Annotated in this window: 14 protein-coding genes; 5 read left to right on the top strand and 9 right to left on the bottom strand. The window is 63.3% G+C overall.

Annotation, left to right across the window (positions count from 1 at the left end):
* The first annotated feature begins 4 nt into the window (after positions 1-4).
* The 3 genes from VMR39_RS00270 to VMR39_RS00260 all read left to right on the top strand — a co-directional run bounded on the left by VMR39_RS00270 (position 5) and on the right by VMR39_RS00260 (position 3713).
* Entirely contained in the window at positions 5-1117 is a 1113-nt protein-coding gene (locus VMR39_RS00270; RefSeq protein ID WP_325413229.1) for a hypothetical protein, read from the top strand.
* Between the two features lie 419 nt (positions 1118-1536).
* Complete coding sequence (locus VMR39_RS00265; protein ID WP_325413223.1) at positions 1537-2337, top strand: hypothetical protein; 801 nt, start codon at positions 1537-1539, stop codon at positions 2335-2337.
* Positions 2334-3713: a HAMP domain-containing sensor histidine kinase gene (locus tag VMR39_RS00260; RefSeq protein WP_325413221.1), complete on the top strand. Its 1380-nt coding sequence runs from the start codon at positions 2334-2336 to the stop codon at positions 3711-3713. Before VMR39_RS00265 ends, VMR39_RS00260 begins: the two co-directional genes overlap by 4 nt.
* Positions 3714-3793: 80 nt before the next feature.
* Here VMR39_RS00260 and VMR39_RS00255 read toward each other — a convergent pair whose 3' ends face one another.
* Both VMR39_RS00255 and gltX read right to left on the bottom strand, forming a co-directional pair.
* Positions 3794-5080, bottom strand: a complete 1287-nt coding sequence (locus VMR39_RS00255) for a citrate synthase (RefSeq protein ID WP_325413220.1) — start codon at positions 5078-5080, stop codon at positions 3794-3796.
* A gap of 20 nt (positions 5081-5100) precedes the next feature.
* A complete protein-coding gene (gene gltX, locus VMR39_RS00250; RefSeq protein WP_325413218.1) occupies positions 5101-6543 on the bottom strand; it encodes a glutamate--tRNA ligase in 1443 nt (480 codons plus the stop codon).
* 49 nt (positions 6544-6592) lie between these two features.
* Between gltX and VMR39_RS00245 the strand changes: the two genes are divergently transcribed.
* Positions 6593-8752, top strand: a complete 2160-nt coding sequence (locus VMR39_RS00245; protein WP_325413216.1) for a ComEC/Rec2 family competence protein — start codon at positions 6593-6595, stop codon at positions 8750-8752.
* Here the strand turns inward: VMR39_RS00245 and lexA are convergent.
* Positions 8713-9387: a transcriptional repressor LexA gene (lexA, locus tag VMR39_RS00240; protein ID WP_325413214.1), complete on the bottom strand. Its 675-nt coding sequence runs from the start codon at positions 9385-9387 to the stop codon at positions 8713-8715. The two genes, VMR39_RS00245 and lexA, sit on opposite strands and share 40 nt — an antisense overlap.
* A 95-nt stretch (positions 9388-9482) precedes the next feature.
* Here lexA and VMR39_RS00235 point away from each other — a divergent pair, with 95 nt between their 5' ends.
* Positions 9483-9692 carry a hypothetical protein gene (locus VMR39_RS00235; protein ID WP_325413212.1) on the top strand — a complete coding sequence of 70 codons (210 nt, stop codon included), beginning with the start codon at positions 9483-9485 and terminating at the stop codon, positions 9690-9692.
* Between the two features lie 63 nt (positions 9693-9755).
* Here the strand turns inward: VMR39_RS00235 and glp are convergent, their stop codons facing one another.
* The 6 genes from glp to VMR39_RS00205 all read right to left on the bottom strand — a co-directional run bounded on the left by glp (position 9756) and on the right by VMR39_RS00205 (position 14543).
* Complete coding sequence (gene glp / locus VMR39_RS00230) at positions 9756-10937, bottom strand: gephyrin-like molybdotransferase Glp (protein WP_325413210.1); 1182 nt, start codon at positions 10935-10937, stop codon at positions 9756-9758.
* Positions 10934-11407 carry a cyclic pyranopterin monophosphate synthase MoaC gene (moaC, locus tag VMR39_RS00225; RefSeq protein WP_325413208.1) on the bottom strand — a complete coding sequence of 158 codons (474 nt, stop codon included), beginning with the start codon at positions 11405-11407 and terminating at the stop codon, positions 10934-10936. The genes glp and moaC overlap by 4 nt, the downstream gene beginning before the upstream one ends.
* Entirely contained in the window at positions 11404-12195 is a 792-nt protein-coding gene (trpC, locus tag VMR39_RS00220; protein ID WP_325413207.1) for an indole-3-glycerol phosphate synthase TrpC, read from the bottom strand. Before trpC ends, moaC begins: the two co-directional genes overlap by 4 nt.
* Positions 12192-13184 carry an anthranilate phosphoribosyltransferase gene (gene trpD / locus VMR39_RS00215; protein WP_325413205.1) on the bottom strand — a complete coding sequence of 331 codons (993 nt, stop codon included), beginning with the start codon at positions 13182-13184 and terminating at the stop codon, positions 12192-12194. Before trpD ends, trpC begins: the two co-directional genes overlap by 4 nt.
* 157 nt (positions 13185-13341) lie before the next feature.
* On the bottom strand, positions 13342-13932 hold the full coding sequence (locus VMR39_RS00210) for an aminodeoxychorismate/anthranilate synthase component II (protein ID WP_325413203.1): 591 nt from the start codon (positions 13930-13932) through the stop codon (positions 13342-13344).
* A 143-nt stretch (positions 13933-14075) separates the two neighbouring features.
* Positions 14076-14543, bottom strand: coding sequence for a hypothetical protein (locus VMR39_RS00205; RefSeq protein WP_325413201.1), 468 nt, complete (start codon positions 14541-14543; stop codon positions 14076-14078).
* Positions 14544-14818 lie beyond the last annotated feature (275 nt).

Below are 14818 nucleotides of genomic sequence, written 5' to 3'. Positions count from 1 at the left end.
CGGCCTGCGAGCGAGTCTGCATTTTGCCGGGCAGACGCTGGTCGAATATCAGGCAAGGCAGGCCGTCCGCGCTGGTGCGGACCGGATACTGATCATGGTCAGCGTCATCACGCCGGCGCTGTCTCAGGCCGTCGATCGGCTGAGCGCCGACGGCATTGCCGTCGCCCTGATTCGCGACATGGTTACGATGGTGCGCGATGCACCGCGTGATTCAGACGTGCTGCTTATAGCCGATGGCGCGATCATCGCGCAGGACCATGTCGATAGCCTGGGCGCCATTGAGGGCGACGTGCTGCTTGTGTCCGATGATAGTCGGGCGAGTGCGCCGTTCGAGCGGATCGATGCTGGACAGCGCTGGGCCGGTATCGCGCGCCTCAGTCCTACACTGCTATTCGGCACACTCGACATGATCGGCGATTGGGATCTGGCGCTGACGCTGGTACGCGCCGCAGTCCAGAAGGGGGCGCGACGTATTACGGTGCCGCAGGACGACCTGCTGGAAGGGCGGGTCGCGATGGTGGAGAGTCAGGAGCAGGCCGATCTGGTCGCCCAGGCCGTGACATCCGCGGGCGCCGCCAAGGGCGCAAGGCAGCGCGGCGGTATCGAGCATCTTTTGCTTGCGCCGCTCGCGAGGATGATTGGGCCGGCGCTGATGCGAATGCAGGTGCCGGCGATGCAGGTCCGTATCGCGGCCATGGCGCTGGGAGGGATCGCGTTGGTCCCGATAGAGTTGCTCTGGACGCTGACGGGCTTTGCCTTGATGCTGTTTGCCTTAATGTTGGCGGAAACTGCGGATCGGCTGGATGAACTGGCTCTGCGGACGCCGCCTACGGGCTGGCTGGCCTTCATGGTGCCGTTGACGGTTCTGGTGGCGCTGATATTGGCGGGAGGAACCACGGAGGCAGCCGATCTGGTGCTTGTGCTGGGAATCCTCATGATAGCAGACCGGTGGCGGCTGACGGGTCACGCAAAATCCTGGATGATCGTCACGCCCGGCAGCATCCTGCTGCTGTTGATACTGGCCGGCGTCGCAGGATGGCTCGACGAGGGGTTCCGCATTGCCATGCTGGCCGTGATCGGATCGGTCGGTGCGATCATATTGCGTCAGCGCAGTTAGCGGTCTCTCGCCGCACAGAAGTGCTAGAGGGTAAAAAGCAATGAAATGATGGGTGATACCTGTCCGATTTCGAGGCAGCGCCCAAGAATTTGCCGCCAAGGTTTAGTGCATTTTAACGACGTGCAGCTATTCTCGATCGCATGAGCGCCCATTTGTCCTTTGCCGGATCGACAATGGCGGACAGCTGGCCAATGGCGCATGTCATGGCGGGCATGTCCGCAGTACCGGTTGGGCATGCCATCGATCTGGCATTCTTTTTCCCGGTCGGACAGTCGTCGCATGATTCGTTGATTGCCGAAACACGGCGGCATCTGGGCGGCTGCCTGACCGCGATCGAAACAGCGCTGCGGGTCAGGCTGGATCGGTCGCCGGACGTGTCGGAGGCGCTTGTCGATGCTCCTGAGCCGCTATGCTGGTCCATGATCTGCGCGCAGCCAACTCTGCTCGGCCCTGCCTTGCTCGCCCATATGCAGTTGCGCGCCAGCGTCAGTCTGATGCTGCGTCAGTTTGGGCAGATGGATGCCGAACTGGATGATCCCGCCGAGGATGAGGAAGAAGTCGAAGGCATGCGGTTTGGCGATGCGCTTGCCGCATTGGCTCTCTCCGAAGGCCGCTGGATCGCAAGGGGAGGAGAGGATCGGCCAATGCGACCTGACCTTCCCTCTGATTTTTTCGCCGAACTGGTCTGGACCGCTGCTGCCTGCCTGGCTGCCGCAGCGCGCCGCGCCGCTCCTGAGCGGGTAAACCCGTTGCTGACTGCGTTCGAGCAGGCCGCCGAGAGCTTACTGGCCGATCATGATGAGAGAGTCAGCCCCTTGATTGCCGCCGAAGAACTGGTCGAGCAAATGGGTGACCTTGCCGATGCGCCCGATCTGCTCGTTGCCGCGCTGAGCGGGCGACGTTTCCTGCTCTTTGCCGCGTTGGCGGCGCGGCGCCAACGGCTAACAATCTTTCAGGTCATCCACATCCTGACGATGGCGCCTCTGCCACAATTGGCGGCCCTTTGCCGTGCGCTCGGCGGGTCAGATGCTGACTATCGACATCTTCTTCTCGCGCTGCGCCCCGTGCGACCGTGGCTGACCGATAATGTCGTGATCACCGAGGCCGAACGTTATCAGGATGTAGGGCAGGAGGCGGCGAATGCGGCCATGAGCGCGCTCCGTATGCCGGATTCCTTCCGCGCAAAGCTTGATCATCTTATGGGCCTTATTGCCGCATGAACATCCCGGCTCATCCCGCCGTCCTGCGGGCGTCCGTGACGTCTAGCGGCTGTCTCGCAAGCGCGGATGGTCCGATACTGGCGTTGCAGCGCGAGGCGGGAGGAGATATTGGAACGCCGATCGCCGTGCCGCAGATCGCTGCAATCGTGCGGTTGTCGCAACGTTTGGGCGTGACGGTTTCCCGTTTGGTGGTAGCTGCGGCAGAGCGGGGCGACATCGACATGTGGGTGCGCGCTCGACCCGAAGGCGGCGGCATGGCCTTATCCGTCATCGACTGGCGCGAGCGGCCTGCTGCGGTCCTGTCGACCGATCCTGCCGCACGGGAGGCGGATATTGCTGCTCTGGCAGAGGGCTGGATCTGGCAGGTCGATACGCATCTTCGCTTTCAGATGGTGGTTGCGGGCGATGATGCTCAGGGTGCATTGCCGGTCGATGCGCCTGTGCCGGGCACGCTTTTTTCGGCCTTTTTCGATTTGAAACCGGATGAAGAAGGCGACATGGCGATGCTGCGTGGTCTGACCCAGCGGCGCGCGTTCCGGGATCAGATGGCCGTGCTGGTCGGCGATGCGACGCGCCGGTTTCGACTGTCCGCCTTCCCCTTGTTCGACATGGCTAGTCAGTTGAGTGGGTATCGCGGCGCGGCTTTGCCGGTCGAACAGGCCGTGATTGCACCTGTCCGAACCGATGCCGGCATTATCTTGTACCCTGCCGATTTCAGCAAGCGGCTCGATCGGTCGTTGCGGCAGCCACTCGGGCGGATCATTGCCAATGCCGACACGATCGGCGCCCAATTGGACGGGCCGCTGCGCCCGGACTATGCCGATTATGCGCAGGACATTGCGTCAGCTGGTCGGCATTTGATGGCGCTGGTCGACGATCTCGCGGATCTTCAAGCGATTGATCGCCCGGATTTCTCCGTGGTGGCAGAGGAAATCGACCTGGCCGATCTTGGTCGGCGGGCGGCCGGGCTACTGGGCGTCAAGGCTTTGGATCGCCAGATCGGCATTGTGGCGCCTGAGACCGACTGCGCGGTAAACGCCATTGGCGAGTTTCGCCGCGTACTTCAGATATTGGTCAACCTTGTCGGCAATGCCGTGCGCTACTCACCGGAAGGTAGCACTGTCCGCATCGTAACGGAGCAGGACCATGGTGAAGCGCGCATCATGGTGATCGACCAGGGGGCCGGCATCGCACCGAAAGATCGCGAACGCGTCTTTGAGAAATTCGAGCGGCTGGGGCGTGAAGATGCGGCTGGCAGCGGCCTTGGCCTTTATATTTCACGACGCCTGGCTCGGGCCATGGGCGGAGATATCCGCATAGGTGGCGTGAAGGGGGAGGGGGCCCGCTTCGTCCTTTCGCTGCCTGCGCTGGGATAGCCCCGGTCTTTGGCAGGCCATCATTAAAAAAACGGCGCCCCGAGAGGCGCCGTTCTTCGTTCTGGCGATGTCAGCGCAGATCAGCGCTTTTCGACCGGGACATAGTCGCGCTGCGTCGGGCCGGTGTAGAGCTGACGCGGACGGCCGATCTTCTGCGCTGGGTCCGAAATCATTTCGTTCCACTGCGCAACCCAGCCGACGGTGCGAGCGAGCGCGAACAGAACGGTGAACATTTCGGTCGGGAAGCCGATCGCCGACAGGATCACGCCCGAATAGAAGTCGACATTCGGGTAGAGCTTCTTTTCGACGAAATAAGGATCGTTGAGCGCGATCTGCTCCAGTTCCTTGGCGACGTCGAAGACCGGATCGTTGACACCCAGCTTCTCCAGAACGTCCTTTGCGGTCTTTTGCATCACGGTCGCGCGCGGATCGTAATTCTTGTAGACGCGGTGGCCAAAGCCCATCAGGCGGAACGGATCGTCCTTGTTCTTTGCGCGGGCGATATATTCCGGAATGCGATCGACGGTGCCGATTTCGCGCAGCATGTTGAGCGCGGCTTCGTTCGCGCCGCCATGCGCCGGACCCCAGAGGCAGGCGATGCCGGCCGCGATGCAGGCAAAGGGGTTGGCGCCCGACGAACCGGCCAGACGCACGGTCGAGGTCGACGCGTTCTGCTCATGGTCGGCATGGAGGATGAAGATCTTGTCCATCGCATCCACGATCACCGGATCGGGGATATAGTCCTCGGCCGGGACAGAGAAGGTCATGCGCAGGAAGTTGGCGGTGTAGCTGAGGTCGTTGCGCGGATAGACGAACGGCTGACCCACCGAATATTTATAGGCCATGGCCGCGATCGTCGGCATCTTGGCGATCAGGCGGTGGCTTGCGATACGGCGCTGTTCCGGATCGTTGATGTCGGTGGAGTCGTGATAGAAGGCCGACAGGGCGCCGACCACGCCGCACATGATCGCCATCGGGTGGGCGTCGCGACGGAAACCACGGAAGAAGGCGGTCAGCTGTTCATGCACCATGGTGTGGCGCGTGATAGTATTGGTGAATTCGGCCAACTCGCTCTTTGACGGCAGTTCGTCGTTCAGAAGCAGGTAGCAGACTTCCATGAAGCTGGATTCTTCGGCGAGCTGGCCGATCGGATAACCACGGTGCAGCAGCACGCCGGCGTCGCCGTCGATATAGGTCAGGCCGGATTCGCAGCTGGCAGTCGAGGTGAAGCCCGGATCATAGGTGAACATGCCGGTCTGGGCGTAGAGCTTGCGAACGTCGATGACCTGGGGACCGACCGTACCATCCATGATGGCGTAATCGTTGCTCGCTCCCCCGATGGTCAAATTGGCTTTATTATCCGACATGTTGTTCTCCTTGACTGTCATCAACCAGCCGTTGCGTGCCCTGCAGCGGCCAGCCGTTCCAAGCTCTCCTCTTTCCCGATCAGGAAGAGGACATCAAAAATACCTGGCGAGGTCGTTCGGCCGGTGAGCGCCGCACGCAGCGGTTGCGCCACCTTGCCCAGTCCCAGGCCGGCATCCTCTGCCACGCGGCGTATCACTTCTTCGATCGCTTCGACCGTCCAGGACTGGACGGGCTGGAGAGCGTCGGCTGTCTTTATCAGCAGAGCGCGCGCGGGTTCGTCTAGCAGAGCGGAGGCCTTTTCGTCAAAATCGAGCGGGCAATTTTTGAACAGAAATTCGGCCCCCTCCGCAATTTCGTTGAGGGTTTTGGCCCTCGGCTTCAGCGAAGCCATGGCCTGGGTCAAAATGTCCAACCCGTTTTCAGGTAAAACCTTTCCAAGCCGTTCGGCGACGCGGGGCGCGACCAGAGCTGCAAGCCGCGAGTCGTCCGCTTCACGCAGATAATGGCCGTTCAGATTTTCCAGTTTCTTGATGTCGAAGCGTGAGGGCGAGCGACCGACGCCGTCGATATCGAACAGTTCGATGGCGCGGGCGATGGAGATGATTTCTTCGTCGCCATGGCCCCAGCCCAGACGCAACAGATAGTTCAGCACCGCCTCGGGCAGAATCCCCATTTCGTCGCGATAGGCATCGACGCCCAGCGCGCCGTGGCGCTTCGACAGCTTCGCTCCATCGGAGCCATGGATCAGCGGGATATGGGCATAGATGGGTTCTTCCCAGCCCATGGCCTTGATGATGGCCAACTGGCGGAAGGCGTTGTTGAGATGGTCGTCGCCGCGGATGACATGGGTAACGCCCATATCATGATCGTCGACCACAACGGCCAGCATATAGGTCGGCGTGCCGTCGGAACGCAGCAGGATCATGTCGTCCAGTTCTGCATTCTGCACGACTACGCGGCCCTGCACGGCATCTTCGATCACCGTTTCGCCTTCGCGCGGTGCCTTGATGCGGATGACGAAGGGCGCGCCTGCGGGCGCTTCCTCTGGCGAACGGTCGCGCCAGCGGCCGTCATAGCGCATCGGCTGCTTGGCCGCGCGCTGCTGTTCGCGCAATTCGGTCAATTCTTCCGGCGTCGCATAGCAGCGATAGGCATGACCCGCTTCGAGCAACTGGTTGGCGACCTCCGCATGGCGCGGCGTACGCTCGAACTGGAAGACGGCCGGTTCGTCACCGCCAAGGCCAAGCCATTCCAGGCCATCGAAGATCGCAGCTACGGCTTCCTCGGTGGAACGGGCGCGATCGGTGTCCTCGACACGGAGCAGGAACTTGCCGCCATGATGGCGCGCGAACAGCCAGTTGAAGAGCGCCGTGCGGGCGCCGCCAATATGCAGGAACCCCGTAGGGGACGGGGCGAAACGGGTCACCACCTGCTTGTTCATTCCCGTTGCACTTGCCGTCATATTCTTTGACATTCGCCTTAGCTGACCCATGAATGCGACGCCCCCTAGCATGGCTTTCGAGCCACGACAAACCTCCCTTGGTGCGGGGGCGCTGGCGTTCGTCCGGAAGGGTCTGGAAGCCGTTGAAAGCTGGCTGGAACGCGAGCGCGAACAGCTTGGCCTTTGGGTGCCGATTGCGCTCGGCTCGGGCATCGCGGCCTGGTTCGTCCTTCCCCATGCAATGAGTTGGCTGGCCTTTTGCTGCGCGGCACTGGCAGCGGCCTGCATTGGAGCGATGTTGCCGGTGGGCGGACGGTTCCAACGGATGATTGTTGCGGGCGCAATATTGGCTTGCATCGGTTGCCTGTTGGTATGGGGCAAGGCGGCGTTGCTGGGGCAGCCGCCGCTGGCGCGGGCGACGTTCGTGCAGATGACAGGGGACGTCACGGCGGTACGCCCTGTTCCTGCGCAGGCCATGGTTCGCGTGATGCTGAGGCCGATCGATGCACCGGAGTTGCCCGAGATGGTGCGGGTAAACATCGCCGACGCGGATGTGCCGGCTGGACTGGGCGAGGGCGCTCGCATCCGCTTTCGCGTGCGATTGATGCCGCCCGCGCCACCGAGTGTTCCGGGCGGTTACGATTTTGCCGCGCGTGCCTATTTCCAGGGTATTGGGGCGACAGGCAAGGCGTTGAAGCCGGTGGAGGTGCTTAAACCTTCGACTTCTGGCCCCCCATTACGGGCGCGGCTGTTCGCCCATATATTGGAGCGCATCGACGGACCGGCCGAAGGGATCGCGGCTGCGCTGGCAACCGGGGATCAGGGCGCGATTCCCGAAGCCGATGCCGAGGCGATGCGACGCAGCGGTCTGGCGCATCTGCTGTCGATCAGCGGGTTGCATGTGACGGCGCTGATAGGGGCTGTGATATTTCTGCTGATGCGTGTCATGGCCCTGAGCCAGCGGGTCGCGCTGGGATGGCCCTTGATGTTGATCGCGGCGGCGGGCGGGGCGCTGGCGGGGATCGGCTATACTTTGCTGACGGGGGCGGAGGTGCCGACGGTGCGGTCCTGCGTCGCTGCCCTGCTGGTGCTGGGCGGACTGGCGATGGGGCGCGACGCGGTCACGCTGCGCCTGGTGGCGACGGGCGCGATGGTCGTCCTGCTGCTTTGGCCGGAGGCGGTCGCGGGGCCCAGTTTCCAGATGAGCTTTGCGGCCGTGACCGCGCTGGTGGCGCTGGCTGAACATCCGCGTTTCCGGGCCTTTGCGGCGGCGCGGGATGAGGGTGCGATTCGCAAGTTCGGGCGGGCGCTGGCGGTGATGCTGGCGACCGGCATCGCGGTCGAACTGGTGTTGATGCCGATCGCGTTGTTTCATTTTCACAAGGCGGGGCTGCTTGGGGCTTTCGCCAATCTGATCGCGATCCCGCTTACCACCTTCGTCGTGATGCCTCTGGAGGCGTTGGCGCTGCTGCTGGATGTGGTCGGGCTTGGCTGGCCGGCCTGGTGGCTGACCGAGCAGGCACTCAATTTCCTGCTACTCGTCGCCCATGGCGTAGCGGCCAGTCCGATGGCGTCATTGCTGGCGCCGACCATGGGGGCAGGACTATTCGGTTTTGCGATGCTGGGCCTGCTGTGGTGTCTCCTCTGGCGATCGTCGGTTCGATGGCTGGGGCTGGTACCGGCGGTAATTGGCGTAGCGATCACTTTTGCCGCGTCTCCGCCGGATATTCTCGTAACCGGCGATGGTCGGCATGTGGTGGTGCGGACGGCCAGGGGAATGGCGATATTGCGGGACCGGGCCGGTGACTATGTGCGTGACGTCCTTTCCGAGAGCGCAGGCTATGATGGCGAACTGGAGGCGATCGCCGCGTTGCCGGAGGCTCGATGTTCTACCGACCTTTGTGCCGTCAGGATGAAGGACGCAACGGGACGCAACTGGCGGCTGCTCTTCACCCGGAGCGATGTGCTGATCGCGCGGCGCGACTTCATGCGGGATTGCGCGGCGGCGGACATCGTCATCAGCGATCGGGGGCTACCGGGTTGGTGCCGCCCGCGCTGGATGAAGATCGACCGCCGGCTGCTGAAGCGCACCGGCGGCCTGTCCATCACGCTCAAAAAGGGCGAAGTTCACACCGTCCTTAGCCCCGGTGACGCGCATCCCTGGATAGCGCGCCCAAGGGGAGGAAAAGTTCAGTTGTATCGGCGCAGCAGACCGGCCAGCTTGCCCTGAATACGAACCTGGCGCGGGTCGTAAATCTGCGGCTCATATGCGGCGTTGGCCGGGTCGAGGCGGACCCTGGAACCTTCGCGGCGGAAATATTTGAGCGTGGCTTCGGCCTCGTCGATCAGGGCGACGACGATCTGGCCTTCCCGTGCGACGTCGGTGCGCTGGATCAGGGCGAAGTCACCGTCCAGAATACCCGCTTCCATCATCGAATCGCCGGACACTTCCAGTGCATAATGATCGCCGGCGCCGAGCAGGGCGGCCGGAACGGAGAGCATATTGTGTCCTTCCATCGCCTCGATCGGGACTCCTGCGGCGATACGACCGTGCAGCGGGATTTCGATCACGTCATTGGCCGCAATCGGGAGTGGCGGCGGCGCGACCTTGGGCTGTGACGCGATAACCGGCGCGGGTGCGCGGTGCATGGCGTCGGGAAGTTTCAATACCTCCAGCGCGCGGGCGCGATTGGGCAGGCGGCGGATGAAGCCGCGTTCCTCCAGCGCGTTGATCAGGCGATGGATGCCAGACTTGGAACGCAGGTCGAGCGCGTCCTTCATTTCCTCGAACGAGGGGGACACGCCACCCTCCTCCAGCCGGTTCTGAATGAAGCTCAGCAATTCCTGCTGTTTCGGCGTCAACATCGCTGCGGTCCTCCGTGGAACGTATAAGGAACGCATAGGAAACACATCGGGATTAGTCAAGCGCCGAACGGCTGGTCGCATCGGACGGAACAGACATGGTTAACGCGGGTTTTGCTGCTGTCACCATTGATGGTGACAGGAGAGAGACAATGCCCAACCAGAGTGATCAGGACAAAAACCAGCGTCGCGACCAACAGGGCGGCGCGGGCCAGCGCGATCGTCAGCAGCAGCAGGAAAACAAGCAGGGCCAGATGGGCGACGAACGCCGCCAGGACAAGGCACCGGGCAACAAGCAGCAACGCTGAGCGTCCCGACATTGCTGACGGAAAAGGGGCCGTGCGACGGCCCCTTTTTCATGGGCCCGAAAATCAGGGCAATGGGATGATGGTGACGCGATCGCCAGGCCCGGCCGGCGGGGATCCGGCCGAACGCAGGATCAGGCAGTCGGCCATGGCCATAGCGGCGGTGGCGGCGCTGTCCTGCGAGGTGACGGAGACGATTCCCCCATCGCTTCTATAGGCGCGCAGATAATCGTCGCGCTCGGCCGTGGCGGGAAGGGTGGAGGCCAGCGTTGCTTCGCTCGCGGGGGGCAATGGATCAGTGGCGCCGCACAGATGACGGACGAGCGGCAGCAAAAAGAGCGTGCCGGTGACGAAGGCCGAAACCGGATTGCCGGGCAAGCCGAGGAACAGCGAATCGTGCAGGCGTCCGGCCATCAGCGGCTTGCCGGGACGCATCCTGATCTTCCAGAAATCGAGCGAGCCGCCGGCTTTGGCGAAGGCGGGGCGGACGAAATCATGGTCGCCGACCGAGGCACCGCCGGTCGAGACGATGATGTCGGCTTGGCATCCCTGTTCCAGCGCGGCGACCATGGCGTCGAGATCGTCCGGAACGATGCCGAGGTCGATCACATCGCAGGGCATGGCGGCCAGCATGGCGGCCAGCATCGGCGCGTTGGAGGAGGGGAGGTAGCCGGGAGGCGTGGGGGTGCCGGGCGCGACCAGTTCATTGCCGGTGGAGAGAAGGGCGATCTTCGGCCTTTTGCAAACCGGTAGTTCGCCATGGCCGGCCAGTACGGCAAGCGCGATCTGGGCCGGGCCAAGGTGGGTGCCGGCCTTTAGGAGTATGGCGTCGCGCGCGAAATCCGAAGCGGCGGTGCGGATATGGCGACCGGCAGGGAGCGGATCGGCGCTGGCGGTCAACCGGTCGCCCTCGCGCGTGGCATTTTCCTGGATCAGGATCGCGTCGGCACCGGGGGGCAGCGGCGCGCCGGTGAAGATGCGGACCGCTTTGCCGGGCGGGAGAGGAGGCTGGCCAGCAGCGCCGGCCGCGCTTTCGCCGCCGACGTGCCAGGGACCGGGATATTCGGCCGCCCGAACCGCATAGCCGTCCATGGCTGAGAGGTCTGCCCAGGGCTGGTCGCGCAGTGCGACTATATCCTGTGCCAACCAGCGGCCGACGGCTTGGTTGATGAGTACGGTTTCGCCCGGCAGGCGCTGCGCCAGTGCGAAGAGACGGGCCTGGGCTTCGTCGACCGGTAGCAGGCTCATGAGGTTCGCCGCCAGTCGCCGGATTTGCCGCCGGTCTTGGCGATCAGCCGGACGTTGTCGATCACCATCCCCTTATCGAGCGCCTTGGCCATGTCGTAGATGGTGAGCAGGGCGGTCGAGGCGGCCGTCAGTGCTTCCATCTCGACGCCCGTCTGCCCGGCGGTGCGGGCGGTGGCGGTGACGGTGACGCCGCTCTCGTCCAGGTCGAAGTCCACGGTCACGGCGCTGAGCGCGATCGGATGGCAGAGCGGGATAAGGTCGGCGGTGCGCTTGGCGGCCATGATGCCCGCCACCCGCGCGACGGCAAGCACGTCGCCTTTCTTGACCAGTCCGTCCGTTATGGCCTTTGCAGCTTCATCACTCATCCCGATCCGGCCGGAGGCGATGGCTTCGCGGGCGGTCACGGCCTTGGCGGAGACATCGACCATGCGTGCAGCGCCGTCCTCGTCGAGATGGGTGAGGCCGGTCATGCGCCGGTCAGCAGGTTACGAGTTGCGGCCTCCACATCGGCCTGCCGCATCAGGGTTTCGCCGACCAGGAAGCAGCGCACGCCATGATCGGCCATGGCGGTCAGGTCAGCATGGCTGGTGAGGCCGCTTTCGGCGACGAAGGTGCAGCCTTCAGGCGCCTTGCCCACCAGCTCATAGGTGCGGGCGAAATCGACGCTGAAGTCGCGCAGGTCGCGATTGTTGACGCCGATCAGGCGCGAGCGGAGCTTGAGCGCGCGTTCCAGTTCGCTTTCGTCATGCACCTCGATCAGGGCGTCCATGCCGAGGCCGAGCGCGGCGTCCTCGATTTCCTGCATCTGCCCGTCGTCCAGCGCGGCGACGATGATCAGGACGGCGTCGGCGCCCAGCGAGCGGCTTTCCAGCACCTGCCAGGGATCGACGAGAAAATCCTTGCGCAGCACCGGCAGGGCGCAGGCGGATCGGGCGGCCATCAGATAATCGTCATGGCCCTGAAAATAGGGTTCGTCGGTGAGGACGGAGAGGCAGGCCGCACCGCCCGCGGCATAGGCCTGAGCATGGGCGGGCGGATCGAAATCGGCGCGGATCAGCCCCTTGGAGGGGCTAGCCTTCTTCACTTCCGCGATGAGGCCGAAGCCCGAACGGGCGGCGTCGTCCAGCGCCTTGCGGAAACCGCGCGGGGGCGTTTGCTCGCTGGCGCGGGCATGCAGTGCGGCCACGGTGGTTGCAGCCTTGCGACGAGCGACATCCTCGCGCTTGAAGTCGCAGATTTCGATCAGCTTGTTGGTCATGTGTAGGCAATCCAGCAATTCAGAAGGGCATTGGCAAGGCCGCGATCGATGGTTTCGGCGGCTTCCTCCACGCCTTCGCGGAGATCGGGGACATGGTCGGCCACGACAAGGGCGGCTGCCGCGTTGAGCAGGACCGCGTCGCGATATGGCCCCGGCTCGCCTTGAAGCAGGGCGCGGAGCGCAGCCGCATTGTGAGTCGCGTCGCCGCCCCGGATCGCCTCGACCGGATGAGTGGACAAGCCGAGTTCGGCGGCGGTCAGGCGGTGCATGGCAATGAGGTCATGGCCCTTCACCTCCGCCATGTCGTTGCCGCCGGCGAGCGAGAGTTCGTCCAGTCCTTCGTCGCCGGAGATGATCATGGCGCGGTCGACACCCAGTTCGGCCAGCGCCTCGGCATAGATGGGAACATAGGCGGGGCGGGCGATGCCGACGAGCTGGCGGCGGACATTGGCGGGATTGGCGAGCGGTCCCATCAGGTTGAAGGTGGTGCGTTCGCCGATCGCCTTGCGGATCGGGCCGAGTCGCTTGAGCGCAGGGTGGTAGTTTTGCGCGAAGAGGAAACAGATGCCGAGATCGGCAAGGGTCGATTCCGCCGTGGCGGCGGCCTTGTCGAGGTTCAGGCCCAGTGCTTCGAGCGTGTCGGCGGCCCCGGCCTTGGACGAGGCGGCGCGGTTGCCGTGCTTGGCTACCGGAACGCCGGCGGCGGCGACCACCAGGCTGACGGCGGTGGAGACGTTGAGCGTATGATGGCCATCGCCCCCGGTGCCGCAGACGTCGATCGCGCCTTCGGGAGCGCTGACCGGGATCATGCGCACCCGCATGGCGCGGGCGGCGGCGGCGATCTCGGTCGCGGTTTCGCCGCGGCGGGCCATGGTGACGAGGAAGGTGGCGATGGCGTCATCGCTCAGGTCGCCGTCGAACAGCAGGTCGAAGGCCTGAGCGGCGGCTTCGCCGGAGAGCGGCGCGGAAGGATCGGGCAGGCTGGTCATCGCGCCTGCCTTAGTCTTCCGTGGGCGGCAGAGTCGAGGGGGCGTTCGTGCTTAACTTCGCACATTTCCCGCAGATTTTGAAATATGATTTCCTATTGCCGCAATATCCGCAAAGCGGTCGTGCCAATATAGCCCGGCCGCTCCGGATAGGACAGCGTCAGGCGGTTTCGCGTTCGCGGACCTGCATGCCGGCGATCTTCATGAAATTCGCCAGCATGTCATGACCATGTTCGGTGGCGATGCTTTCCGGGTGGAACTGCACCGAATGGATCGGGAGGGTCGCATGGCGGAAGCCCATGACCGAGCCATCCTCGCTAGTGGCGTTGACCACCAGCGTTTCGGGAATGTCTTCGACGATCAACGAGTGATAGCGGGTCGCGGTGAAGGGCGAGGGCAGTCCTGCAAACAGGCCGGTGCCGTCATGGCGGACCGGCGACGTCTTCCCGTGCATCAGGCCGCCGCGCACCACCTTGCCCCCGAAATGCTGGCCGATCGCCTGATGGCCGAGGCACACGCCCAGCAGCGGCGCGCCGGCATCGGCGCAGGCAGCGACCAGATCCAGGCTGACACCCGCTTCGTTGGGCGTGCAGGGGCCGGGCGAAAGCAGGAAGGCCTTCGCCCCGCTGGACAGCGCCTGGCCGGCGGAGATGGCGTCGTTGCGGACGACCTCCACCTCAGACCCCAGTTCCATCAGATAATGGACCAGGTTCCAGGTGAAGCTGTCATAATTGTCGATGACGAGGATCATGGGGACAGGGCTTTAGCGCGGGATGGGCGCGGGGGGAAGTAGGGAGGTGGTTGGGCCGGTGATGGCGATTTGCGGTGTTGGGATGGTGGGATTGGTGGGTTGGGGACTGTCTGTTTACGAGCCGCCACGCTCAGAAGCGGTCTTCAATTCAAAGGCAGGTTCTCGACTCGCCTGTTGGGCAATATGCGAAACCGGCCCACGCCACCTCCCGAACCGCTGCCCGATGTCTGGACCTGATATATCACTCCAACCTGAAGCGGCTTAGCGCGGACCGCCCTTATTTGTTGCCCGTTGTATGAGAATGGTTCGCCTTTCAGCGACGTCCCATAAATTACCGGAAACGGATTGAGGCAGGCTTCGATCGCAGTTGCTTGCTGCCAAAAACTGCCATTTTTTACTAGCTGGCGGTCGTCACCAAAGGTGGGCGTCGCGCGAACGTTCGTTTCCGCCGAAACGTCAATGCTTCTAATGCAATCTGCGCTACGTTGGGAGGAGGGAGAAACAATGAACGCCAAGCGTCCGTCGAGCACAATCGCTTGAAGCTCATAGACGTAAGAGCAGCCGATTAAGAGCAACAAAAAGCAGCAAGCAATACAGAACCGCATCAGCATCTGTTATCCATGTCTCAATCGCTGACCGTCCGCAACCACGCCGCCATTTTTGAAACGCTCCTGTCTCCTTATGGTCGCCTGTTGCCATTTACCTACAGCAGTCATCCTGACGAAAGTCAGAATCCATTCAGCGCCACGTTCGTGAGGAAGCTCTGAATGGATCCCGGATCAAGTCCGGGATGACGGCTGCGGGAAGCGGCGGATTTCAAGTGCAGCGACGAGACAAACGGAGGGCAATTCCTGGTCGTGAGCGGCTGTCCGGGCGAAACAGGTAT

It is taken from the genome of Sphingobium sp. (assembly GCF_035511395.1).
Classification (GTDB): Bacteria; Pseudomonadota; Alphaproteobacteria; order Sphingomonadales; family Sphingomonadaceae; genus Sphingobium.
This window is presented reverse-complemented; position numbering and strand designations above follow the sequence as displayed.

Excerpts from the sequence above, each read along its gene's own strand:
- VMR39_RS00265 (WP_325413223.1), top strand. The coding sequence starts at position 1,537 with ATGATCTGCGCGCAGCCAACTCTGCTCGGCCCTGCCTTGCTCGCCCAT.
- VMR39_RS00260 (WP_325413221.1), top strand. The coding sequence starts at position 2,334 with ATGAACATCCCGGCTCATCCCGCCGTCCTGCGGGCGTCCGTGACGTCT.
- VMR39_RS00255 (WP_325413220.1), bottom strand. The coding sequence starts at position 5,080 with ATGTCGGATAATAAAGCCAATTTGACCATCGGGGGAGCGAGCAACGAT.
- gltX (WP_325413218.1), bottom strand. The coding sequence starts at position 6,543 with ATGACGGCAAGTGCAACGGGAATGAACAAGCAGGTGGTGACCCGTTTC.
- VMR39_RS00245 (WP_325413216.1), top strand. The coding sequence starts at position 6,593 with ATGGCTTTCGAGCCACGACAAACCTCCCTTGGTGCGGGGGCGCTGGCG.
- lexA (WP_325413214.1), bottom strand. The coding sequence starts at position 9,387 with ATGTTGACGCCGAAACAGCAGGAATTGCTGAGCTTCATTCAGAACCGG.
- VMR39_RS00235 (WP_325413212.1), top strand. The coding sequence starts at position 9,483 with ATGGTTAACGCGGGTTTTGCTGCTGTCACCATTGATGGTGACAGGAGA.
- glp (WP_325413210.1), bottom strand. The coding sequence starts at position 10,937 with ATGAGCCTGCTACCGGTCGACGAAGCCCAGGCCCGTCTCTTCGCACTG.
- moaC (WP_325413208.1), bottom strand. The coding sequence starts at position 11,407 with ATGACCGGCCTCACCCATCTCGACGAGGACGGCGCTGCACGCATGGTC.
- trpC (WP_325413207.1), bottom strand. The coding sequence starts at position 12,195 with ATGACCAACAAGCTGATCGAAATCTGCGACTTCAAGCGCGAGGATGTC.
- trpD (WP_325413205.1), bottom strand. The coding sequence starts at position 13,184 with ATGACCAGCCTGCCCGATCCTTCCGCGCCGCTCTCCGGCGAAGCCGCC.
- VMR39_RS00210 (WP_325413203.1), bottom strand. The coding sequence starts at position 13,932 with ATGATCCTCGTCATCGACAATTATGACAGCTTCACCTGGAACCTGGTC.
- VMR39_RS00205 (WP_325413201.1), bottom strand. The coding sequence starts at position 14,543 with ATGCTGATGCGGTTCTGTATTGCTTGCTGCTTTTTGTTGCTCTTAATC.